This is a genomic window from Magnetospirillum sp. SS-4, from assembly GCF_902729425.1.
Lineage (GTDB): Bacteria > Pseudomonadota > Alphaproteobacteria > Rhodospirillales > Magnetospirillaceae > Phaeospirillum.
In genome coordinates this window covers 64,358-85,134 of the sequence record NZ_CACVCH010000050.1, presented here as the reverse complement: position 1 = coordinate 85,134, position 20,777 = coordinate 64,358, and the positions used below count along the sequence as shown (strand labels likewise).

Below are 20,777 nucleotides of genomic sequence, written 5' to 3'. Positions count from 1 at the left end.
GCCGCCAGCAGGTGGATTTCACCCTGGGCACCGCCACCACCAACGTCCAGAGCAAGATCCGCGAGGTGCTGCGCAAGGTGGAGACCGAACTGAAGGGCGAGACCATGACCAGCGTGCTGGCCCTGGTCAGCCCGGAATTCTTCGACAAGCTGATCGGCCACGCCAAGGTCGAGCAGGCATACCAATATTTCTCCTCGACCGGCGCCCAGCCGCTGCGGGAAGATGTCCGCCGCCGCTTTCCCTTCGCCGGCATGGTGTTCGAGGAATACAGCGCCACCGTCACCCTCTCCACCGGCCAGACCGAAACCCTGATCCCGGCCGGCGAGGGCATCGCTTTCCCCTTGGGCACCATGGACACCTTCGTCACCTATGGCGCCCCGGCCAACCTGATCGAGACGGTCAACACCCTGGGCGTGCCCATGTATGCCCGGCAGTTGGCCCGTCAAGACGGCAGTGCCATCGACGTAAAGACGGAGGCGTCCATCCTGCCGGTGAACAAGCGCCCGCGTCTGGCGGTTCGACTGTTCTCGGGCAATTGATCGTGACCGCATTCGAGGCGGCCCTCGACGACCTGTTCGTCGATCCGAACCTGGCCGTCACCGTCAGCTACCAGGGCCGCCCCATCCGTGCCCTGGTGCGGCGGCCCGACCGCGAGGTGGAATTCTCGGACATCACCGTGCAGACCAGCACGGCGATCTTCGAGATCCGGCGGAAAGAGGTCGTCAGTCCGGCGGCAGGGGACGTGATCGTCCATGACGGCGACAGCTTCGTCGTCCAGGGTGAACCCCGCCTCGATGCCGAACGGCTGGTGTGGACGATCAGCGTGAGGCCAACATGAAACTGGCGGCAGCCCTTTCCGGCGATCTGCGCAAGATCATGGCCGAGGAGGTCAAGGCTGCCGAAGACGCCGTCACCGCCGGGATGCGCCAAGCTGCCGACGGGCTGAAGGCGGATCTCCGCCGTCAGGTCACCGAAGCGGGCATGGGCCAGCGCCTCGCCAATACCTGGCGGGCCGAGCTGTATCCCAAGGGCCAAAAGAGCATCAAACCGGCGGGCTTCGTCTTCACCAGGGCACCGACCATCATCCGGGCCTTCGACCAGGGGGCGGTGATCAAATCCAAGCATGGCTTCTGGCTGGCGATCCCCACACCCGCCGCCGGAACCGGCGCCCGAGGCAAACGCATGACGCCCGGCCTATGGGAACAGATGCACGGCAGCCGCCTGCGATTCATCTATCGCCGGGGCGCTCCCTCGCTGCTGGTGGCCGAGAACATGCGGGCCCGCACCGGCAAGCGGGGCGGTTTCGCCAAAGGCAGCGCCTCGGCGCTCCGCTCCGGGCGTGGGATGACCAGTGTGGTGATGTTTATCCTGGTGCCGCAGGTGAGCTTGAAGAAGCGCCTCGACGTGGACGGCGCTGCCGAGCGCTGGGGTTCGGCCCTACCGGAGCTGATCGTCAGGAATTGGCGGGATGATGGTGCACCGTAACCGGCGACACAGCAGGAACCAGCGTGACGGAAATCCGTGTGCCGACAGCATGGGCATATTTTTCCAGCGTACGCAGATTCGGCGGATTGCGGCCACTCTCGATTCGAGCCACTACCGACTGCGTGGTTCCCATGCGCTCCGCGACTTCGGCCTGGGTCAGGCCGGCATTGGAACGAGCCTCGATCAGCGCCCGCGCCAAAGTGAACTCCGGTGCCAGAGCATCGTATTCCGCCCGGAAGGCGGGATCTCTCATCCATTCGTCCTTGAGGCTATCGAACGGGATGGTCATGGCTCCAACTCCTTAGCCCGCTGAAGGGCCAACTCAAGTGCGTACGGCTGCGTCTTCTGGGTTTTCTTGACGAAAGCATGGACGATCACGATTCGCCGTTCATGCGCCAAAACGTAAATCGCACGAGCGATCCCGTCCTTGCCCTGCATGCGCATTTCCCACAGCTTGTCGCGCAACGGCTTAACGTGGGGTTCCCGCATCCTCTGCGGACCAAGCGCCACCATCATGTCGAGGATGTGGGTCAGCTTGGCCCGGATATCCACCGGCAGGGCGGTGACCTCGGCCTTGACCGTCTCGTTCAGAATTTCGACACGCCACTCCATATCCCGACAATATCGCATTGGTGCGATATTGAGCAACAGGTAAGGTTGCTCCGAGGGATATCAAGGGGCTGAGGAACCTACGTCATGCCCTCCGTCCGCGAACAGATCCTTGCCGCCCTACTGGCGCGGCTGGAAACGGTGCCCGGTGCCACGGTCAAACGGGAAACGCCGTTGCCGGAAACGGTCCCCTCCGGTGGATTGATCATCCTGCGCGACGGTGATCCTGGCGACCCGGAGGTGGTGCTGTCGCCGGTCACCTATCTCTGGGAACACCAGACCGAAATCGAGGTGATCCTCCAGCGCGGCCAGGACGATGACAGTGCGGCACTGGACACCCTGCTGATGGCGGTCGGGCAAGCCCTTGCCGCCGACCGTTCTCTTGGCGGTCTGGCTGAAGGACTGGATTGGGGTGCCCCCAAGACTTCCGGTCTTGCCATCGACGGAGCTGCCGCCCTGCGGGGCGCCACGGTGCCGATCACCATCCATTACGGCTCCAGCGACCCGCTGGGCTGAGCCACACCTTATATATGGGAGTCCCCCATGGCGAAAACTCGGGCCTACGGCGCCGACTGTGTCCTGCTGGCCGTCTTCGAGGCGAGTTACGGTGTGCTTCCGGCCGACGGCTACGGACGGCTGTCGTTCAAGGAATCCAGCCTGGGGGCCGAGCGTCCGCTGGGCTACGACCCGCTGTTGGGCCAGGGCCGTGACGCCCAGGACCCGTTCTATGAAGCGGTCAAGGATGAGGGCGACATCGGCGTGCCGCTGGATGTGCGGGCGCTGGGGTTCTGGCTGAAGGGCCTGTTCGGCGCCCCAGCCACCGCCGATAACGGCGACGGAACCTTCGACCATATCTTCGCCTCGGGCGGCACGCTGCCCAGCCTCGCCATGGAGATCGGCCATGCCCAACTGGCGGTGCCGAAGTTCTTCCGCCATGGTGGGGCCAAGCTGGACAAGCTGTCCTTCGATATGGCCCGGTCAGGCGCCGCCAATGCCAGCATCGGTGTGATTGCCCAGGGCGAAACCGAAGCCTCTGCTACCATTGATGCCAGTCCGGCCAGCTTCGCTCTGAAGCGGTTCAGCCAGGGCAGCGGCGCCATCCGGGTCGGCGGCGGCCAACTGGCCAATGTGGTGGGCGGCAAGCTGTCGTTTTCGAACAATCTGGAGCGGGTCGAGACCATCCGTGCCGACGGGCTGATCGACGGCGTCGACGAGACCGAGGCCACCGCCGAAGGCTCGGTGGACATCCGCTTCGGCACCGATACCACGCTCACCGCCGCCATCGCCGCCGAAAGCCCGGTGGCGATGGCATACGGCTTCACCATTCCCGGCTCGGCCTTTGCCCTGACCTTCCATCTGCCCCGCGTGTTCCTGCCCAAGAAAAAGCAGGAGATCAAAGGCCCTGGCGGTATCCAGGCCAGCTACGACTGGCGGGCGGCCCGTGATCCGGTGGCGGGGTATCTGCTCCGCGTCACCCTGGTCAACGACGTGGCGGGGTATTGATCATGATCAGGCTCACCATCCCCAAGGAACCCTACTGGATCGATCTGCCCCACGGGGTAAAGGTCTTCGTTCGTCCCCTGACCACGGCGGTGTACGAGGCCGCCCGTGCCCGGGGCTGGCGCATGGCCCGCGCCATCGCCGCCGAGCATGCCGATCTCAAAGCCGCCGGGGCCGATATCACCGGCCTTCCGGATCTGTCCGACGAGGACGCCCTGGCCGGGCTGTCGCAAATGCTGTTCGCCCAAGGTTTGGCCCGTTCCGCCATCACCAAGTGGGAAGGCGTGCTGGACGGCAACGATCAGCCCGCCGAGATTACCGATGCCACCATCGCCGAATTGATGCAGTTGCCCCGCATGGCCGAGTCCTTCGTCGTCCAATACACCGAAACCCATGAAGCGGTCATCGCCGAGGGAAACGTCTCCAGGCCCGCGCCGAATGGCACTTCGGCGGCGGGCCTGACTACTGCCGAGGCTGCGGCGGAAACTGCGACTGCCCCTATGACCGCAACGCCCCCCTGACCGAATCCGGCTGGCAAGCCTGGGAATTGCTGACCGGGGCCATCGGCGCCAGATCAAGCGTCTCGCCGCATTGAGCGCACCACAGGCGAGCGACGGTGCGTGGGCCGCTGATGTCGCGAAGCTGAACAACGCCGTAGCTGAGGGGACGGGTCTTCATCGACATGCCCCCCAGCAGCGGTCCTGCCACGAGCAGGGCGAATGCCAGCCGCCCGCCGTCTTGCCACCACGGCAGACCACGGAGGTGCGTTCGGCGGCGACACGGGGCAGCAATTCCTGGGCGTCGCTGGCCCGCACCACCTGGAATGCGCGGTCGCTCATGGTCTGGGCCAGGGCGGCGTCGAAAGGCACCAGCTCGCAGTGGATTTCCCAGGTGTCGCGATTGAGCGCGGTGAACAGCGCCGGGGCCGGCAGATCCATATAGGCCTGATAGAGGGCAAGCTGGGCGGCATAGACCGGCTTGGACAGCACCACGCTGCGCTTGACCACGTCCTTCCACGACGACATGCCCAGCGCCTTGTTCTCCCACAGGGCGGGATAGTCCAGGGCCACCGGGCCGCCAACCAGGCAGCCGTCGATGTGGCCCTTGAAGCGGCCGTTCAGCACCGAGAACCCGAACTGCCGCCCATCGCGACGTTCCGTGCGCAGATCGAACCCGGCGGCCCGCAGCCATGCCGCCACCACGTCTTCGCCGCGGTGTCCGGCTTCGAAGATGCGGAGCGTCTTGGGTTCGAAATCCCGCCCCTCGTCCTTGGGCACGGCGAGATAGTCGTACTGGATCTGGCGCAGGCATTCCCGACCGATGCCCGAGGTGCTGACATACTGGCGGACGGCCTGTGCCCGGTTGCGGGCCACCAAGGCGGCATCGATGGCGGTGTTGACCGCGACGGTGATGCCGGGATCGCGGGTGGGCCCCAGGTACTGGCAGCCGGAGCCGTGGTTGAGATCAAGCATGGCGGGCCTCAGAATGGGATTTCGTCGTCGAACGGGGTGCCGGTGCGTTCCTTCACTCCGGCCTGCCGTTGCATGGACTCGACGTAGCCGGTTACGGCGGCCTCGATCAGCCGGTCGATGTCGGCGGCTGTGCGGTGGAGGAATGGTTCCATCAGGCCCAGCGCCGTCAGCGCCTCGGCGAACGGGTGGCGGGCGTCCTTGATGGCCTGGGTTTCGCGGGCGGTCTTGTCGATCATGCCGTTATGGTCCCTTGCGATCTCTGCGCCGACCTGCTGGCAGCGGCGCGAGCAGAAGCGGTGGAACGGGTATTCGTCATGGCGCAGGCGGTGGACGTAGCCGAAGCCTTTGAGAAAATCGAATACCGGCTTGAGGAGCGTGGCTATCCCGGCGTTCCTGCCGACGGTATCCAGGCAGTCTGCCGGGAGCTGAAGACTGGCCAGGAGCTGGCGCAATTGTTTTCGGACGGGGCGGACTAGATGATGGAAGCACTTTCGCGGAACCCGTTCGCGGTCCAGACACCAGAGCATTTGGCTGCTGACGACGTGATCTCGCTTTTTGTCAGCGAGCTGACCGACTACTGGCAGATCCTCAACCAAAGCCACACACTGATCTACGGGCCACGCGGGGCCGGCAAAAGTATGATCTTCCGGTTCATGGAGCCGGACTGCCAAGTGAAGAGTGAGGGGAAGGGCTTCCGAGATCTGCCGTACTATGCCGCTTACGTCCCCATCAAGGAGACGGAGCTGAACCTTTCCGAGTTCTTCCGGCTTGAGGAGGCGCGGCACGCCCCGTTGGTCCTGAATGAGCACCTAATGGTCGCGAATGTCGCCTCGAAGCTGTTCAACACCATCCTGGTCAGGGCGCCCCTGGCGGAGATGACTGGGCCAGAGGTTAATGAACTCAGGGAATTTTACTCCGGCTTCCTCGCCTCTGCCCTGTCGCGCGCGGGCTGGGCCGGCGAATTGCCACCGGCCGGGCCGGATACGCCCGCGGCCAAATTTATCGAAGAGATTGCTTCGGCCTTCGACGCGATCTACGCCGAGGGCAACTCCTACCTGCGGCGCGTGGCGTTTGTCCGAGAGCCACTTCCTTACAACGGCGCCCTGTTCGGCTACATGGACTTCATTGCTCCGGTTGTAAAGCGGCTGGCGGCGCTGTCTTTCATGCCGAAGGGGCCCATCTACCTGCTAATCGACGACGCCGACAACCTCAGCGAATCTCAGACCCTTGTCCTGAATTCGTGGGTGTCAAGCCGAACCACTGGGTACCTCTGCCTGAAGATCTCGACGCAGACGTTGGATTACAAGACGTATAAGACGCCCAACGGGAAGCGGATCGACGCTCCGCACGATTACAGCGAAGTCCATATCTGCGACATCTACACGACCAAGAAGGACACTTACCGGGCCCGTGTCCATAAAATCGTCGGGCGGCGGTTAGCCATCTGCGGCATAGAAGCGACGCCCGAGGAGTTTTTCCCTGAGGACAAGGAGCAGGAGGAGGAGATCGCTAGGATTGCGGGGCGACTCAAGGCTGACTTCGCGGTGTCCGGGCGCGGTGCCAAGCCTTCCGACGACTCCTTGCGCTATGCACGACCTGACTTCATTAAGGCCTTGGCGGGCCCAAGGAAGGCGGGCTCGTCGTACAACTACGCTGGCTTCAGCCAGCTCGTGCATGTCTCCTCCGGCGTTATCCGGCACTTTTTGGACGCGGCGTCCCTGATGTTCGGCGAGACACAGTCCCTTGGCGAGGGGAAGGGCATTCGCGATATCCCGCCAGCGATCCAGAACAAGACCGTCAGAGAGATGGCTGACAACCTCCTCTTCTCGAACTTCACCACCATCGAGCGCGACGAAGCCAAGACCGAAGAAGGGCGTGACAATGTCAGGAAGCTAAGGAACCTTATCCAGGCCCTCGGAGGCATGTTCTACCAGATCCTGGTCTCGGACGCCGCCGAGAGGCGGGTTTTCAGCATCGCCTTCAGTGATGGCCCGAGCGACGAGGTCCTTGAGGTTCTGAATCTCGGCGTCAAGTATGGCTACTTTCACCAGTCGTCCATAGGAAACAAGGAAGGGACGGGGCGGGTGCCGCTGTATATCATGAGCAGAAGGCTGGCCCCTGCATTCAAACTCGACCCAACCAGCTTTGCGGGATACAAATTCGTGCGGAACTCGGCTGTGCTGGAAGCCATTCACAGGCCCAAAGCGCTGCTGAACAGAGTGAAGATTAAGGGGTTCGACGCAGTGATGGAATCCGGTTCCCAAGGGAATCTGTTCGAATGAGTACCGGTGGCAGAACGCCCCTGGACCAGCTTAGGCGGGCTCTTCCGGACGTCTTCGACCTGTTTATCTGCTCCGCCAGCTACGAGACGCGTTCGAAGGCGGCGCCCATGTCCCTTCCGCCGGACACCGTTGGGCGTGTGCTCGTTTGCGCCAACGACGACGTGCAGGGGGCCGGCAAGGCGCACGCCGCAGAGATCGCCAACCACTTCGGTCAACGGGCGACGCGCGTAAGACTGTCGAAATCCAACCCGGTTGGGATTGCTGACGCGATGATGGCCAATATCGGCACCGTCGCCGAAGGCGGGAGGCCTGTCCGGTGCGTCGTCGATATCTCCACATTCACGCACGAGGCCCTACTGATCCTTCTGCGCGTCCTCCAGTTCACCCTGCCAGCAAATTCCGAGGTCACCTACGTTTACACCCCGGCGAAGGAATACGACCCTGGCACGCCCACGGAGGCCAAATGGCTCAGCCGCGGGCTCGGAGGCGTCAGGTCGGTTCTCGGATATTCGGGCACCTGGCTACCCTCCAGAAAGATCCACCTCATCGTGCTGGTCGGCTTTGAAAGCGACAGGGCGCGGAAGCTGGTCGAGGCATATGAGCCGGACGCGCTGTCGCTAGGTATCGGCTGCGTTGGGCCGCTCAGTGCGACCCTGGAAGATGTCCGCAAGGTTTTTTACCAGGAGATCGCCGAAGCTTTTCCTCAGTATTCTGACTTTGAGTTCACCCCCGGTGATCCGTTTGCGGTCCGAGACGTCCTGCTCGCGCACATCGACAAGTTCCCCGGGCATAACACCGTGATCGCGCCGATGAACACCAAGATATCCACCATCGGGGCCGCGATGGCCGCCTTTGAGCGGGAAGACGTCCAACTCACATACGGTAGCGCTGGTATCTACAACACCGACAACTATTCTGTCGCCGAGGATCATTGCATGGTCTTCACCATTCCGTCGTTTCCCGTCTGAGACGCAATGCCATCCTCCGACGCGGTGAGTGACGATGGCTGTGGCACCCGATCGCTGCTCGTATCGCACCGTCACCCAGATAGCCGCACACCAATCGTTGACCGTCGATTCCACCCCCGGACTCCCACGCCCTCCAGTGGTAATGGCGAAAAGATCAACGGCTTTCAACTGCGCACCGCATTGATTCTAAACATAATTTAAAACCCGTACCTTTTCCTGGCGGTCAACAGCTTCCAGAGAAACTGGGCGGGAGAGAAGAAAAAGTGGGGAGAATTTGGCCCGCATCGAGTAACCAAGGTCAACAGATACAGGCCGAAAACGGCGCAGAGCCTTGGGCTTTCGCCCAAGGTTCTTTGCGTCAGAGAATCTATTCTTTGGAAGTAATGGCGGAGGGAAGGGGGTTGGTGGTGAACCTTCTCTCGTGGGAAATCAACGAGTTCGGTTGCCGTGCCACATCTTGATTTGACACCCATATGGTGGCATCATGCGGCGATGGAAAAGCGTCGGCCGACCTACGATCTCGATGCCGTCAAGGCCGCCCTCGGGTCGGTCGAGACGGTGGCGATCACGCGGACGGCCTTTTCCGATGCCTTGTCGCTGGGGTTCAACCGCTCCGGCATCGCGGCAGTGATCAATAGCATCCGGCGTCCGATGTTCTACAAGTCGATGACCACCTATGCCGATCACCGGACATGGCAGGATGTCTACCACGTCCCGGCGGGCGATCTGGTCCTGTACGTCAAATTCCAGGCCGACGTGGTGACCGAATTCCGGGTGATGTCGTTCAAGGAGAAGTGACCGTGGCCACCAAGATCCCAGACTTGCCGCCGACCATGCCCTGCCCGGAGACCGGCCAGACGCTGGCCCGCGACACCCGCCCGTTCACGGTGCGCTACAAGGGTGCCGAGATGGTGGTCGATCTGCCCGGCTATTATCCCGAGGGAGAGGGCGAGTCCGTGCATGTCGGCGCCGATATGGCCGCCGCCGACGCAGCGTTGCGGGCGTTGAAGGAACAGGTGGACGGCGTGCCGTCGCCCGCCACCATTCGCCGCATCCGCACCAAGCTGCGCCTCAGCCAGCGGGCGGCGGGAGCACTGTTCAAGGTCGGCCCCAGCGCCTTCGATAAGTACGAGCGGAGCATTGTTGAACCGAGCGGACCGACGATCCAACTGCTGAAGTTACTGGACCAGCACCCGGAATTGGTGGGGGAGTTGTGAGAGGTAAAGGCCGGGGATAAAACGGACTCTGACCCCGTTACTTCCTGACAGCCAATACGCAAACGATACGTGATTAAGCGTGTCCAGATTCGTCAGAAGTTTTGTTTTCGAACGGTAAGCTGAGCCGCAGAAGTTGCTCACGGATCACTCCGCTTTCAGCCGCGAGATCGACGGTGGCGAACCGGATGATATGTCCCTGCACAGAGATGGCTTCGTCGACTTTCTGGCCGATGGCCGGGTGCAGCAGCAGGCCTTCTGCCACGTCGGCCCGCGTATCGTCACGTCCCGCCTGCGAGCGTAGGTAAGCGTAAATCTGGTAAAGGTACCCGCTGCGAAGTGTCGCCTCGCGTCGCCAGCCCGTCGTCACGATGCTGGTGAACTTGGTGTCGATCACGATACGGCGGCCGGCCATAGCATCGTCGAGCACGATATCAGTCTGCATCCCCGGCAGGATATCGTGCGCGCCATCGGTCATCCAGTCGATCGGCCAGCCGAGCGCAACGCCAGTGCGCACGCGCCAGCGCTCAGTGAGCAATACCTTACGGTAGAACCCGCCAACAGCACGTTCGAACAGCCGTCGCGCCCATTGATCTTCACGCTCTGGCATCGGCAATGGCCTAGGTCCAGCCCGCTCGGTGGGGAGCATGAGGTCCATTGCCAGCTTCGCCGCAGCCAGCATCTCGTGATCCGCCGCATCATGCCGCCCGATGCGGTCAGTGCTGAGCTCGGTTCGCGACGGGATTGTGCCCGAGACGCCCAGCGCCTGCATGTCTGTGGCCAAGCGTCGGCAGCGATGGCGCAGATCGGGACGTGAAACCAATCGCGCCACTGCCTCCAGCGCACCACGGACGAAGCGGTTGCGCGGTGTGTCGACGCTGAGTTCGACGAAGCGGCACGCCACAAAGCCGCGTGTGAGCAACTGCTGTCGCTCCGTCCGCAGGACGTCAATCCGACCACGCACCCGCGACAAGTCTGCGTTACGCGTTTGGTAGCCGAGACTCAGCTGGCGGCGCTGACGCTCCTCCACCGCCCGCGCCAAAAGTTCGGCGACGAGATCGGCGATCTCGTCAGGGTTGCGCTCGACGTCGACTAGAGCGCGCTCCGCTGTCCGCAGTAGATCCGAGGCGTAGAGCATCAGGAGCCAAATGTTGCGCACCGGAATGCGCCCGATAAAGCCCGCTGCGCTGACATCGCTCGCAATTCCCGCGTCAGCGATCACCATCCCTGTAGCAGCCGTTCGAGTGCCTCGTGCGCCGATTTGGGTGCGTCGAACCAGTATTCTTCGAGCAGCGGGCCGATCTCTGTTTCTGCTACCTGGCGGAACCATTCCCGCGTAGCGCCCGGCTCGAGCTTCGCAGTTGGCGTGACATAGCTATGCCCGATCTCGAACTGACGGCCGAACGCCTCCGCGATCTGCGCGTTGAGGGTGAGGATGCGCCGCTCGATTTCTTCAGTGAGGGAGGGATCAAGGCCGCCTTTTTCCGTCACCCAGCGTCGCCAAGCTGGCCCAAGTTGCGGCTTGAGTCCGACGAAAGCAAATCGCCGGCGAAACGCAAGGTCGATGAGCGCAAGTGAGCGATCAGCGATGTTCATGGTACCGATGACAAACAGGTTTTCAGGCACATGCACTGGGCTTCGCTTGCCTTCGGCATCCCGATAGCATAGCTCCAGCGCCTCGCGAGGTGTGCGCTTCCCGGCCTCGAGAAGCGTCAGTAGCTCGCCGAAAATCTGCGCGGGATTACCTCGGTTGATTTCCTCGATGATGACGACGAAGCGGGAATCCGGGCGGCCTAGCGCCGCGCGGATCGCCTCCATGAAGACGCCGTCCGCGAGGGTTAGTTTTCCTTTGCCGCCCGGCCGCCATCCCCGCACGAAATCCTCGTAGGATAAGTTCGGGTGGAACTGGACGGCGCGAACACGGGCCTCGTCACGCTCTCCCATCAGCGCGAATGCCAAGCGCTTGGCGATCCACGTCTTTCCCGTCCCCGGCGGTCCTTGCAGGATCAGGTTCTTGCGGGTGCGCAGGCGCTCCAGCAGGCGCTCGATCTCATCACGGTCGAGAAAGCAGCCATCGCGCAGGATGTCATCGACGTCATACGGTTCAGAAGGCGCTGGCGACTGAACGGGATCGGCCGCGACGGACTCTTCCTCATCTTCCGCCGAGGCAGGGTCGGCTGCACCGCGCTCGGCCTGCGCTTCCTCAGGCGACTTGTATCGCCAAGATGCGAGCGACAGTTCGGGGAAGCTGTGCGCCGGGTAGCTGTCCTCGTAGAAGCGCGCTTTCAGGTCGTCAACGAGCTTGAGATAGGTCGCGCCGCTACAGGGCTTCTGCGGTCCAATCGTCGGGATCCGCATCTGTAGCCGCCCCGTCAGGAACGCGCGCGAGTTGCTGTCGAGCGTCGGAAACTCCCAGGGATGCGACCAGTAGAGCCCAGTCGAGAGGTTCCATGATGCGCCCCAGACATTGACCGCTGCGTCGTATGCGGTGATGAACGCCTCCCGCTGTTCTGGTTGATCGACCTCCACGAACGCCGTCGCCGCAGTGAACACATTCCACAGTTTGTCGATGTCGCTTTCGCCGCGCTTGTCGCTGTAACTGAAGAACCACGACCTCTGATTGTTCAGGACTGGTATGCCCTCGAAGGAAGCTGGCGGCTCCTCCTCTAGGCCGAACAGCTTGGCGATCGCCCCTGCGATCGCGCGCCGGTTGGTGTCCGTCATGGACCGATTGAACATGCCCATCGTGGTGAACGGGCAGATATCCAACAATGGTCCCCTTTCACCGCCTAGATAGCGATCGTTGAGGTAGATGCTTAAGCCCGGGAGGTCTCCAGCGATCGTCTTTATCTCTTGGAGCAGGCGCGGCCGGTCGTTCCGATAGTCGAGAAGCTTCGCCGCAACGGCGCTGTAGAAAGATGTCCAACGGAAACGATGCTCGCCGCCCGCGTCGCCGAACCGCTCGCGCCAGAACGGTTCGTTCCGGAAGCGGCCGATGTCCTGAGATTGGCCATCGAAGGCGAAAGCGAGCAACCCATCCTCCATCCAGCCGCCTGGCGGGACGCGCCAGACGGTCGCGCGATTGGTGTAGAAATACCATTCGCGGGGCGGAAAGACGGGCGTCCAATCAACCTTCACGTGCTTGCCGTCATCTAGATTGGCGGTGATCGTGCCAATCGCCTTGATGGCCATCACGGAGACTGTTGCGCCTCGGGTGTCGAAAGGCAAATTATGCTTGCGGGTGTAGGACGACTTGATAGCGATTCGGTCGCCTGGCCGCATGGCGCGCACGAGATCGCCGTAATTCCCGTCATCGTAGCCGTTCTCCCACACCCCTTCTGCGAGGAATCGTGGCGTCTGGTCTTCAGTGCGGTTGTACGCGGCGCCGACGAACCAGCCAAGCCTCGCAGTCGAATTTTCTGCCATCTTGTTATCTCCACTCGCACCGCAACCCACCGCAACCATATCTGCGTGGATGCTGCCGAATTATGTTTACTTGAGTTCAAACGGCCCCTCGTCCCACTTGCTGTCAGTAAATACGTTCATTTGAATGCCGAGTTTTCCAGGATCTTCGACCAATAGATATTTCCAACAACCGTGCTCTACTGTCAACGCCGGAGAGAAAGGGAGCCACCGCGCCGGAGCAGGTGCCGCGCCGGCCGGATCAAGAGCCACCTCATCGCGCCTCAATGGGAGCTTAGCTGAACTGTACACCGTTTCGGAGCAAGGTCATCGGCCCCCTTGCATGCTGCTGCCCAGGGATTGCTCAATGTCCTTGGTCAGGTTTCATTTCTCCTGCCACTTGCCATCGACCAAACATAACCTGTGATAGTGGTCCCTGCGGCTGCTATAATATGCAAAGGTCAAGGCTTATCCCGTTGTCCCAGGTTCCGCTGGCGCAGGGCTGCCCGTGGGGGCATAATCCGGCAGCATGGCCCGGAAATATGCCTCCCTCCTCGAATTCCAGCGTCGGTTCCCGGACGAAGCGAGCTGCGCGCTCTTCCTGTTTGAGCGGCGCTGGCCGGAGGGGTTCGCGTGCCCCGAATGCGGCGGAACCCGCTCGTGCTTGCTGAAGAGTCGTGCCTATACCTATGAGTGTATCGCCTGCGGACGCCAGACCTCGGTGACGGCAGGGACGATCTTGCACCGAACCAAGCTGCCGCTGACGACGTGGTTCTGGGCAGCCCACCTGATGGCGACCCACTCCAACGGTATGTCGGCGCAGCAGCTGATGGGGCAACTGGACCTTGGTTCCTATAAGACAGCCTGGTTGCTGGCGCAGAAACTGCGACGCTCAATGATCGATCCCAATCGCGATCCGCTGGAAGGTGTGGTCGAGGTCGACCAGACCGAGATGCCGTTCCGCGCCGCCGCCGATCCGGACAGCCCGCTCAAGACCGGCAAGCTCCTCATCATCGGTGCCGTCGAGGTCATCGACCGGGCTACCGGGAAGGCGCAGAAGCCCAAGGCTCTCGGGCAGAAATACCTCGATACCCTTTCGGGGCGAATCCGGCTCACAGCCATTCCCAGCAACCACGCGCCGCACATTCATGCCTTCATCAAGGCCAACATCGCGCCGGGCGCGACGCTGGTCACCGATGGGCATGCCTCCTATCCCGGCATCGCCGAGTACCGGCACGACCCCCGCGTCATCGGCAATATGGCGGCGCACATTCCCCTCAAGTGGATCCACCGAGTGTTCGCCCTCCTGAAGCGCTGGAGCCTCGGGACCTATCACGGCCTTCACCGTCAGCACATCGATGCCTACCTCAACGAATTCGTCTTCCGCTACAACCGTCGCTTTTATCGGCACGTTTCCTTCGAGACGGTTCTCGGGTTGGCGGCGCACAGCGCACCCGTCTCCTATTGGGATATCACAGGAAAGCAGAATCCGAGCAAGGAAGCGGCACCGGTGAGGCAGAACGTCCGCCGACGAAAGACCGCCAGCGGCATGCGTCAAGACGGTGTCGAACACGCGGATGCGGAGGAAACCTGACTACCTGGGACAACGGGATAAGCCATCAAAGGTCTCGTGAAGCTCCTTACAGTCAGCACTTGCTGAAATAATGGCGAAGGATCCAACTATTGATCTGGTATTTGCTGTGTAAGTGATTGAGTCTCCCACCTCGCTCTTATTCAGAATTCTATTGAAGGCCATAGTCCTTTCCGGTTCTGCGAGTGCGTCAGTGTTTATTAATGGAATGGGGTAGGCACACCCCCCAGCGAATAGGCAAACAGATATGCTCCATAGGAGCTGGGAAACCGTTAAACCAAGCATAGATCTTGGCATTTCCATTGACCGGCCCATGATCATGTTGAAACGGTGAAGGGATCAGCTGCCAAAAATTGAAGCCCTGTCAGCATGATCCCTGCTACCGGCATGTGGACCAAGCATTCCTTGACGGGCTTACCGGTCGCCTGCTGGACCAGGCGACCGTAAAGCGCCAGTTGGGGCGCATATTCCATCGCCTTCTGCGGCCACCTGTCGGCGGAACCGGGAAAGCTCTTGTGGTCGATGATCACGAAGCCATCATCCGTTTCCACCAGGAGATCAATGCGACCGCTGATCCGTTGGTCACCAACCCTTCCCATGATTGGAACTTCACGGTGATGCTTCGCCCCAGGCCAGTGGTTGGTGGCGAACCGGTGGAGATTGTCGGCGGCGGCCACCAGGGAATCAGTCGTAACGACGCCGGAAACCCCCCAATTCCTCAGGATTGATGCCCCCTGTTCCTGCCGATCCTGCCTTGGTCGTTGTGGTATATCCGCTGCCAGGAAGGCATGAATGGCCTCGCCGAGCATGGTCATGTCGGGGCGTCCGGTCAGAGGCATTCTTTCGCCTATGCTGGAAGGTACTGGTTCCGCGGACAGCAAAGATTCACTTCCGGCCGCCGCGCTTGGCGATTGCCATGCCGGTGGGAATTCGGCTGGATCGCCCTCGAATGGTTTGGGAGCAAACCACGCGATTTCCGACCGTTCTCCGCTGACGGCTGGCACTATAGGTTCGCCCACGACTTCCACCTGGATGGGGAAGATGGTTCCGGCAATTGCCATCTCCGATAGAGCAGAATCCGCTGGCAGATTTAGGACTGTGTGCCCTTCCGCATCAGTCAGCAGGTCGAGCCAGGCGGCCCCGTTCTTGGCGTAGTTGGCGAACACCAGATAGTCACGGGCTCTGGTGACACCGACATAGAGTAGGCGGACGAGTTCAGCTTCCTCTGCCTCTGTTCGAGCGGCGGCCTCGGGGCTGGCGGAGGCTGTCTGGTCCAGATAGACATTCTTGCCCTGGGCACCATAGGGCCATGGCCAGAATCGAACCCAACGTCCGGCCAATGGTCGCCAAGGATCGAACCCTTGATCCGGGGCTTCGGAATAGACGCCGAACGGCGAACGCTTGGCTCCATCCTGGAGGTCGGCCAGGATGACCATGGGCCATTCCAGCCCCTTGGAACGGTGGTAGGTCAGGATGCGAACCGCGTCGTTTCCTTCAAAGGCGGGCCTCTCGCCACCGTTCTCAAGCTTCTGCGCGAGATGCGCGACCAAGCCAGCGGCGGTGGCTGCGCCACGTTCGGCCCTGCGGGCACTCTCATAAGCGGCGGCGATCTTTCTCAGCGCATCAAGATTGGCAAGCCGCTCGCCTGGGCGGTCCCATCCACGCACATGCTGATCGATGCATGCTGCCCCGATGGCAACGTCCAGTGCTTCCGCAGGCGTGATGTGCGACAGACCCGCCCGCTCCTTGTCGAGGGCTTTGACAGCCGTGCATCCGGCCTTGACGACGTCCGGCCCATCGCTGAGCCACCGGGACAGCCAGTCGGCCTCGCCATCCAGATGAAGCAATTCGGCAACCGCCAGGGTATCGTCGGAATCGACCAGATAACGAAGAGCGGCGACGGCCATCGCCGCCTCTGGTGTCTCCATCAACCCGTCCCTGGGCATCGCGGAGGCAATCCCGAGTGAACCGAGTAGATTGGCGACTTCCTTGCAGCGGAGGTTGGAGCGGCACAGCACGGCGATGTCTGAGCCCCTTAAGGGGCGTGACTGGCCAGTGGTTCGGTCGATCACCGGGGTGGCATCGGGTGCGGCAAGCAAAGCGGCGATTCGTCCTGCCAGCCCGAGGAGTGCCGCCGACCAGTTTCTACCGCCAAGCACCCAGTGGTTAATAGCCGGCCCGAATCCATCTGGTTCATCTCGGTGGGTCTTGGGAATCACGACCTTGTCGGCTGCGATACCCTTTGATGGAAAGGCCGCGCCGAATACCGTATTGGCGAAGCGGACCAAGGAAGGGCGGGAACGACGCGATTCGTCCAGGAACTCTTCCGTTCCCCCGGTGGCCGGTCGCACATCGGCGATGACGGCGTTGACCAAGGCTGGGTCGGTTTCGCGGAACCCGAAAATCGCCTGCTTCTGGTCGCCGACCCAGAGCGACCGTTTCATCGTCTTTGCCAGTTCCAGGAAGACTGCAAGCTGCACCGGGCTGGTATCTTGGAACTCATCGACCATCAGGACGTCGAACCGCTCCCTGATCCGTTCCTGGATATCTGTCCGGCCAAGAAGGTCGAGGGCGAGAGCTTCCTGATCCGCGAAGTCAAGCAGGCCCCGTTCCCGCTTGTAATCCGAAAGGTGGTCCAGTGCGTCGGCGGCGCAGGCAAAGATTTCTCGGATAAAGGTTTCGATGTCGGATCGCAGCCGGGGATGTGACGGGTGCCGTCCGGCCATTTCCTTCAGAGGAGCGACGATGGCCTCGGTTGCCTTCACGACCTTGATCTTTGAAATCCGTGCCCAGTCATCCCAGCCCAGCAGTCGGTCGGATGAGAGGCGACGGGCTGCTGGACGCAGAACCTCGTCCATGGTCTTGGTGGTGGTTGCCGATAGGTCGCCGCTGGCCTCGATCGCCTTGATCGCCGCCTGAAGCGTGGTGGCCAAAGTCCTGTCCATGTGTTCGGCCGACATGGATTCGACAGGCGCAAGCAATGGTTCCAGCCCTGTCCAGGAACGAGTGGCGGAGGATGCCAGGTCGTGCGCCTCGATGCGGTTGGATCGGGCGAGATTGACGATTGATTGCACGTGGGTTCGCCAATCCTCCTGGCAGAGGCGTTCGGCAATGGGCTCAATGATGTCCGCGTGCCCGCTGATGGCTTCCTCGGCCGCCACTGAAAACAGTGTGTCGGCCATTTCCGGTGGGATGACGTCGGCGACCGGCGACAGGCCTGCATCGATGGCGAATTCCGCGATCAATCGACCGCATACGCTGTTCACCGTGCCGACCAGACCGGCCAGGGCCAGTTGAGCGGCCTGGGGTTCCCCCTCGGTGATCAGACGGGCACGGACCCGTTCGATCAGTTCATCTGCGGCCTTGACGGTAAAAGTGGTGGCAATGATGCGAGCGGGTGACATCCCAGCCTTGGCCGCCGAAAGGTACTCGGTGCCAAGACGATAGGTCTTGCCGGTCCCCGCGCCGGCGCTGACCACGGAGATAGGTCCCATGCCGGTCATTTCCGCTTCTCCTCGAGTTCGGCACCGCACAGGAGGCGGTAATCGCAGAACCGGCATCCGGGTTCTATTCTGGGCATGGGGTCTTCAGGACCGGCCCCGTCCTCTGCCTCCACGCCACGAGCCACCAGGGTTCCGGCTTCGATGTCGGCCATCCAGCAGTTATATGCAGCTTGTGTTTCGGTCCACAGTTGGCCCAGATCGGTTCCGGGAACATGGTGGCTTGCGGGAAAGGGATCGGGCTCGCTATAGATCAGGGATTGCTGACGCAACATGAAGTATCCGGCACCAACGGCCCGACGCCCAGCCTGCTCCTCCAGCCAGGTGTAGGCGGCCAACTGCATTGCTTGATTCTCGCGAAGCTCCTTGCGACGGTATTTGTCGGAGCGGTTCCATTTGAGGTCCAGGATCACCGAGTGTCCACGCCCGTCCTTCAGGGCAAGGTCGATAAAGCCACGGAATTCCTGATCGGGGCCGAAAGGAGCAGAAACCTCCTCCTCGCATCCACGGACGGTCAACCCGGCCTCGGCGATCACGCCAACCAGCATGCGAATTGCGTCGATTACCCTGGTTCTGCTCCTGCGATACTCGACAGTGAAGCCAGGGCGAAGCAGCGGTGCGGCAATGGCCGGGACCAGGGCATCGAAAAGACGGGCGGCTTCCCCCGCAGCCTCGTCGGGACCCCAGTTGGTGCGAATGGCGAACAATTTTTCGACCACCGCGTGGGCGAGTGTGCCGATGAGGTTGTCGTCGTCGGGAAGGGCCAGCAGGCCGCTGGAGCCGATCCTGGCGCCATATTTCAGCGCCCAGGCGAATGGGCATTCGATGAGCTTGCGAATACTGGAGATGGACTCCTTCTTCCTGCGACGAACCGAACCGGCAGGGACGGGCCAGCTTCGCCGGGATGGCGGCAAGGTGGAATATGCCCTCGCCTGGCGATTTATCGTCCTGCCCGCCAGCGATACGGCAGCATGGGTTGTCAGCAATGATGCCGGAATGATGGCGTGTTGCTCGGCTTTCAAGACTTGAAGATGGGCGTGGATTTCGTGCCAGAGCGGATGGGGCGGCACGGTCTCTCCGCCCGACCGCCGAGGCATGGCCAGGATGAGCCGTGACCGGGCATTCATCACCGCATTCAGCCAGGTCTCGGCTTCACGCAGGATGGCACTCTCAGCCGGTTCAACAGGAACGCCCAGCTTGGAAAGTGCATTGATCTCAGCGGCGGACCATGGCGGATGCGGTGGCAAGATGGTGGTGTCGGTGAAGTTCCACCAAATCACCGTTTCAGCCTGCCCCCAAATCTGGCCCGGAGCATCGACCGTCATCCATGGTGCCGCTTCGGCCTTGCCCACTGGGGCGGAAACTCCTTCGGCGGTGACCGCATCGACGATGCGCCCCAGTTGAACCGCTGGGATGGCGGCCAGTCCCATGGAAGCGACGGCCTCCCCCAGTGCCGAGGCATGAGATGCGGCAGTCAGAAAGAGACAGTCACCATCGTTCCTGCCGATGCCCGCCGCCCATTGGGCGATATTGCGACAGGTTTCCTGGATCAAGGTCGCGGGAAGGCCATCTTCGGGCCGAAACCGACGGGGTTGGAGCCAGAACCGCCACTCACCCTCAACCGCCTTGCATGCCTCGGCGATTTCGTTCTCATCTAGCCCATCCTGGCGCAACTTGGCGGCCTTCTTCTCAAGGCATCCCTTCCACGCTTCATTCCATCCCTCGCCGCCGGTGCCGGGGGTTTCCATCAGAGCCGAGGCAAAACGCCGGGCAACAAAACCAGGAATAGGGCTTCGTGGAAGAGTCAGGAATTCCAGAAGCCGTGCCGCATTCAACGGCTCCCACAGAATCTCCAGCGCTAGGGGAAGGACTTGCAAGACGCTGCGATGGGGGGACGCTTCGTGCCACCCTGGTTTCGGTAGCCCCAGGCGCTGGCAGGCCATATCCAGAGGTGGGGAACCGCTTCCCCGCACAAGCACGGTCTCAGTGTTGTGGCCCGAACCCAGCCATCCGGCCACCGCGTCGGCAGCCTGCCATTCGTCATCGGCATCGATGATCAAAAAGCTGCCATCACCGGAGAAGGTCCCGTCCGCCTTGCCCCTCTGCAATGCTGACTGGATGACGGCGAGATCGGTTCCTGTCGCGGCAGGTAAGATATTCTCCCTCTCGATGGCGATCCCTCGGGATTTCAGGCTCCCCAGGATCACTCGCCACAGATGCGGCAGATCGCTTTCATCGGTGACAAGGCGAATGCGGGAAATACCGCAATCGCAATTTCCAGAAAGCCCGGCGATTACCGTTTGCAAGCGTTCGCCGGGACAGGCTCCAAGCGGAAGGCCTCCTACTTTCTCCAGCGCGGCCAAGGTTACCAGCCGATCTCCGCCATCGGGCACGGCCTCTCCATTCCATCCGGCGGCAAAAAGGCTGTCGCGCCACGTAAGAACCTGCCGTGCCGTCGCCCAGGCATCACGGCCAAACGACCCTGAAAAGAAACGCCGACCATCATCCACCACTTTCATCCGAACCTGATACCGGGCGATACGCACGGCGGCGGGAAGCGCAGGGCGGGTCAGGCCAAGGGAGACCTCCAGGATTGAGAGCATGCCGGTGGGGCCGACGACAGGCTTTCCCAGGGCATGATCGGCCCCATTAACAGTAAGCGGGTGGCACCGCCCGTCCAGCGGCCAGCCAAAAGCGAGGTCCATATCCTCTCCTTACCACTGGATCAAGCGCCTCAGGGGAAGCAAAAAAATG

The 20,777-nt window shown here is 61.9% G+C and carries 20 protein-coding genes and 1 pseudogene; 12 read left to right on the top strand and 9 right to left on the bottom strand.

Annotated elements, in window-relative coordinates; translation table 11 throughout:
- The 3 genes from MTBSS4_RS08070 to MTBSS4_RS08060 form a co-directional block, all read left to right on the top strand.
- On the top strand, window positions 1-539 hold a 539-nt coding region (locus MTBSS4_RS08070), incomplete at its 5' end, for a major capsid protein (protein ID WP_173982885.1).
- 2 nt (window positions 540-541) lie between these two features.
- A complete protein-coding gene (locus MTBSS4_RS08065) occupies window positions 542-838 on the top strand; it encodes a hypothetical protein (RefSeq protein ID WP_173982884.1) in 297 nt (98 codons plus the stop codon).
- Window positions 835-1,485 carry a DUF6441 family protein gene (locus MTBSS4_RS08060; RefSeq protein WP_173982883.1) on the top strand — a complete coding sequence of 217 codons (651 nt, stop codon included), beginning with the start codon at window positions 835-837 and terminating at the stop codon, window positions 1,483-1,485. The genes MTBSS4_RS08065 and MTBSS4_RS08060 overlap by 4 nt, the downstream gene beginning before the upstream one ends.
- Here MTBSS4_RS08060 and MTBSS4_RS08055 read toward each other — a convergent pair.
- On the bottom strand, window positions 1,454-1,774 hold the full coding sequence (locus MTBSS4_RS08055) for a helix-turn-helix domain-containing protein (RefSeq protein WP_173982882.1): 321 nt from the start codon (window positions 1,772-1,774) through the stop codon (window positions 1,454-1,456). The two genes, MTBSS4_RS08060 and MTBSS4_RS08055, sit on opposite strands and share 32 nt — an antisense overlap.
- Window positions 1,771-2,097: a type II toxin-antitoxin system RelE/ParE family toxin gene (locus MTBSS4_RS08050; protein ID WP_173982881.1), complete on the bottom strand. Its 327-nt coding sequence runs from the start codon at window positions 2,095-2,097 to the stop codon at window positions 1,771-1,773. Before MTBSS4_RS08050 ends, MTBSS4_RS08055 begins: the two co-directional genes overlap by 4 nt.
- An 84-nt stretch (window positions 2,098-2,181) precedes the next feature.
- On the opposite strand from MTBSS4_RS08050, the gene MTBSS4_RS08045 reads away from it, so the two are divergent.
- The 3 genes from MTBSS4_RS08045 to MTBSS4_RS08035 are packed head-to-tail and all read left to right on the top strand — an operon-like array spanning window position 2,182 to window position 4,115.
- The gene (locus tag MTBSS4_RS08045) at window positions 2,182-2,610 is read left to right on the top strand and encodes an acyl-CoA transferase (RefSeq protein WP_173982880.1); all 429 of its coding nucleotides are present in this window, start codon (window positions 2,182-2,184) and stop codon (window positions 2,608-2,610) included.
- A gap of 27 nt (window positions 2,611-2,637) precedes the next feature.
- Window positions 2,638-3,597 carry a phage tail tube protein gene (locus MTBSS4_RS08040; RefSeq protein WP_173982879.1) on the top strand — a complete coding sequence of 320 codons (960 nt, stop codon included), beginning with the start codon at window positions 2,638-2,640 and terminating at the stop codon, window positions 3,595-3,597.
- Window positions 3,598-3,599: 2 nt separating this feature from the next.
- Window positions 3,600-4,115, top strand: coding sequence for a hypothetical protein (locus MTBSS4_RS08035; protein WP_173982878.1), 516 nt, complete (start codon window positions 3,600-3,602; stop codon window positions 4,113-4,115).
- On the opposite strand, the gene MTBSS4_RS08030 is transcribed toward MTBSS4_RS08035, so the two are convergent.
- From MTBSS4_RS08030 to MTBSS4_RS22325, 3 genes are read right to left on the bottom strand one after another with little or no spacing between them, the layout of a single operon-like run.
- A complete protein-coding gene (locus MTBSS4_RS08030) occupies window positions 4,093-4,272 on the bottom strand; it encodes a hypothetical protein (protein WP_173982877.1) in 180 nt (59 codons plus the stop codon). The genes MTBSS4_RS08035 and MTBSS4_RS08030 overlap by 23 nt on opposite strands.
- Window positions 4,269-5,066: a hypothetical protein gene (locus tag MTBSS4_RS08025; protein ID WP_173982876.1), complete on the bottom strand. Its 798-nt coding sequence runs from the start codon at window positions 5,064-5,066 to the stop codon at window positions 4,269-4,271. The genes MTBSS4_RS08030 and MTBSS4_RS08025 overlap by 4 nt, the downstream gene beginning before the upstream one ends.
- Before the next feature lie 8 nt (window positions 5,067-5,074).
- A complete protein-coding gene (locus MTBSS4_RS22325; protein ID WP_173982875.1) occupies window positions 5,075-5,302 on the bottom strand; it encodes a DUF6511 domain-containing protein in 228 nt (75 codons plus the stop codon).
- A gap of 6 nt (window positions 5,303-5,308) precedes the next feature.
- Between MTBSS4_RS22325 and MTBSS4_RS22320 the strand changes: the two genes are divergently transcribed.
- From MTBSS4_RS22320 to MTBSS4_RS07995, 5 genes are all read left to right on the top strand, one after another.
- Window positions 5,309-5,542, top strand: coding sequence for a hypothetical protein (locus MTBSS4_RS22320; protein WP_173982874.1), 234 nt, complete (start codon window positions 5,309-5,311; stop codon window positions 5,540-5,542).
- Complete coding sequence (locus MTBSS4_RS08010; RefSeq protein WP_173982873.1) at window positions 5,543-7,348, top strand: hypothetical protein; 1,806 nt, start codon at window positions 5,543-5,545, stop codon at window positions 7,346-7,348. It abuts the gene before it with no gap.
- Between the two features lie 107 nt (window positions 7,349-7,455).
- A complete protein-coding gene (locus tag MTBSS4_RS08005; protein WP_173982872.1) occupies window positions 7,456-8,316 on the top strand; it encodes a hypothetical protein in 861 nt (286 codons plus the stop codon).
- A 492-nt stretch (window positions 8,317-8,808) separates the two neighbouring features.
- Window positions 8,809-9,114 (top strand): type II toxin-antitoxin system MqsR family toxin, encoded by a 306-nt coding sequence (locus tag MTBSS4_RS08000; RefSeq protein ID WP_173982871.1) that lies wholly within the window; start codon window positions 8,809-8,811, stop codon window positions 9,112-9,114.
- Between the two features lie 2 nt (window positions 9,115-9,116).
- On the top strand, window positions 9,117-9,533 hold the full coding sequence (locus MTBSS4_RS07995; protein ID WP_254432445.1) for a type II toxin-antitoxin system MqsA family antitoxin: 417 nt from the start codon (window positions 9,117-9,119) through the stop codon (window positions 9,531-9,533).
- A 73-nt stretch (window positions 9,534-9,606) separates the two neighbouring features.
- Here MTBSS4_RS07995 and mcrC read toward each other — a convergent pair whose 3' ends face one another.
- Together mcrC and MTBSS4_RS07985 are read right to left on the bottom strand one after the other, a co-directional pair.
- A complete protein-coding gene (mcrC, locus tag MTBSS4_RS07990) occupies window positions 9,607-10,755 on the bottom strand; it encodes a 5-methylcytosine-specific restriction endonuclease system specificity protein McrC (RefSeq protein WP_173982870.1) in 1,149 nt (382 codons plus the stop codon).
- Window positions 10,749-12,956 carry an McrB family protein gene (locus MTBSS4_RS07985; protein ID WP_173982869.1) on the bottom strand — a complete coding sequence of 736 codons (2,208 nt, stop codon included), beginning with the start codon at window positions 12,954-12,956 and terminating at the stop codon, window positions 10,749-10,751. The genes mcrC and MTBSS4_RS07985 overlap by 7 nt, the downstream gene beginning before the upstream one ends.
- A 505-nt stretch (window positions 12,957-13,461) precedes the next feature.
- Here MTBSS4_RS07985 and MTBSS4_RS07980 point away from each other — a divergent pair.
- Window positions 13,462-14,370: pseudogene (locus MTBSS4_RS07980) on the top strand (IS1595 family transposase); the annotation flags it as partial.
- A 470-nt stretch (window positions 14,371-14,840) separates the two neighbouring features.
- On the opposite strand, the gene MTBSS4_RS07975 reads toward MTBSS4_RS07980, so the two are convergent.
- Both MTBSS4_RS07975 and MTBSS4_RS07970 read right to left on the bottom strand, forming a co-directional pair.
- Window positions 14,841-18,026, bottom strand: coding sequence for an exodeoxyribonuclease V subunit beta (locus MTBSS4_RS07975; protein ID WP_173982868.1), 3,186 nt, complete (start codon window positions 18,024-18,026; stop codon window positions 14,841-14,843).
- The gene (locus tag MTBSS4_RS07970; RefSeq protein WP_173982867.1) at window positions 18,023-20,728 is read right to left on the bottom strand and encodes a PD-(D/E)XK nuclease family protein; all 2,706 of its coding nucleotides are present in this window, start codon (window positions 20,726-20,728) and stop codon (window positions 18,023-18,025) included. The genes MTBSS4_RS07975 and MTBSS4_RS07970 overlap by 4 nt, the downstream gene beginning before the upstream one ends.
- Window positions 20,729-20,777: the final 49 nt, after the last annotated feature.

Coding starts and splice junctions, on each gene's coding strand:
- MTBSS4_RS08025 (WP_173982876.1), bottom strand. CDS start 5,066: ATGCTTGATCTCAACCACGGCTCCGGCTGCCAGTACCTGGGGCCCACC.
- MTBSS4_RS07975 (WP_173982868.1), bottom strand. CDS start 18,026: ATGACCGGCATGGGACCTATCTCCGTGGTCAGCGCCGGCGCGGGGACC.
- MTBSS4_RS08050 (WP_173982881.1), bottom strand. CDS start 2,097: ATGGAGTGGCGTGTCGAAATTCTGAACGAGACGGTCAAGGCCGAGGTC.
- mcrC (WP_173982870.1), bottom strand. CDS start 10,755: ATGGTGATCGCTGACGCGGGAATTGCGAGCGATGTCAGCGCAGCGGGC.
- MTBSS4_RS08005 (WP_173982872.1), top strand. CDS start 7,456: ATGTCCCTTCCGCCGGACACCGTTGGGCGTGTGCTCGTTTGCGCCAAC.
- MTBSS4_RS08045 (WP_173982880.1), top strand. CDS start 2,182: ATGCCCTCCGTCCGCGAACAGATCCTTGCCGCCCTACTGGCGCGGCTG.
- MTBSS4_RS08040 (WP_173982879.1), top strand. CDS start 2,638: ATGGCGAAAACTCGGGCCTACGGCGCCGACTGTGTCCTGCTGGCCGTC.
- MTBSS4_RS08010 (WP_173982873.1), top strand. CDS start 5,543: ATGATGGAAGCACTTTCGCGGAACCCGTTCGCGGTCCAGACACCAGAG.
- MTBSS4_RS07985 (WP_173982869.1), bottom strand. CDS start 12,956: ATGGCAGAAAATTCGACTGCGAGGCTTGGCTGGTTCGTCGGCGCCGCG.
- MTBSS4_RS22320 (WP_173982874.1), top strand. CDS start 5,309: ATGGTCCCTTGCGATCTCTGCGCCGACCTGCTGGCAGCGGCGCGAGCA.
- MTBSS4_RS08055 (WP_173982882.1), bottom strand. CDS start 1,774: ATGACCATCCCGTTCGATAGCCTCAAGGACGAATGGATGAGAGATCCC.
- MTBSS4_RS22325 (WP_173982875.1), bottom strand. CDS start 5,302: ATGATCGACAAGACCGCCCGCGAAACCCAGGCCATCAAGGACGCCCGC.
- MTBSS4_RS08060 (WP_173982883.1), top strand. CDS start 835: ATGAAACTGGCGGCAGCCCTTTCCGGCGATCTGCGCAAGATCATGGCC.
- MTBSS4_RS08030 (WP_173982877.1), bottom strand. CDS start 4,272: ATGAAGACCCGTCCCCTCAGCTACGGCGTTGTTCAGCTTCGCGACATC.
- MTBSS4_RS08035 (WP_173982878.1), top strand. CDS start 3,600: ATGATCAGGCTCACCATCCCCAAGGAACCCTACTGGATCGATCTGCCC.
- MTBSS4_RS08000 (WP_173982871.1), top strand. CDS start 8,809: ATGGAAAAGCGTCGGCCGACCTACGATCTCGATGCCGTCAAGGCCGCC.
- MTBSS4_RS07970 (WP_173982867.1), bottom strand. CDS start 20,728: ATGGACCTCGCTTTTGGCTGGCCGCTGGACGGGCGGTGCCACCCGCTT.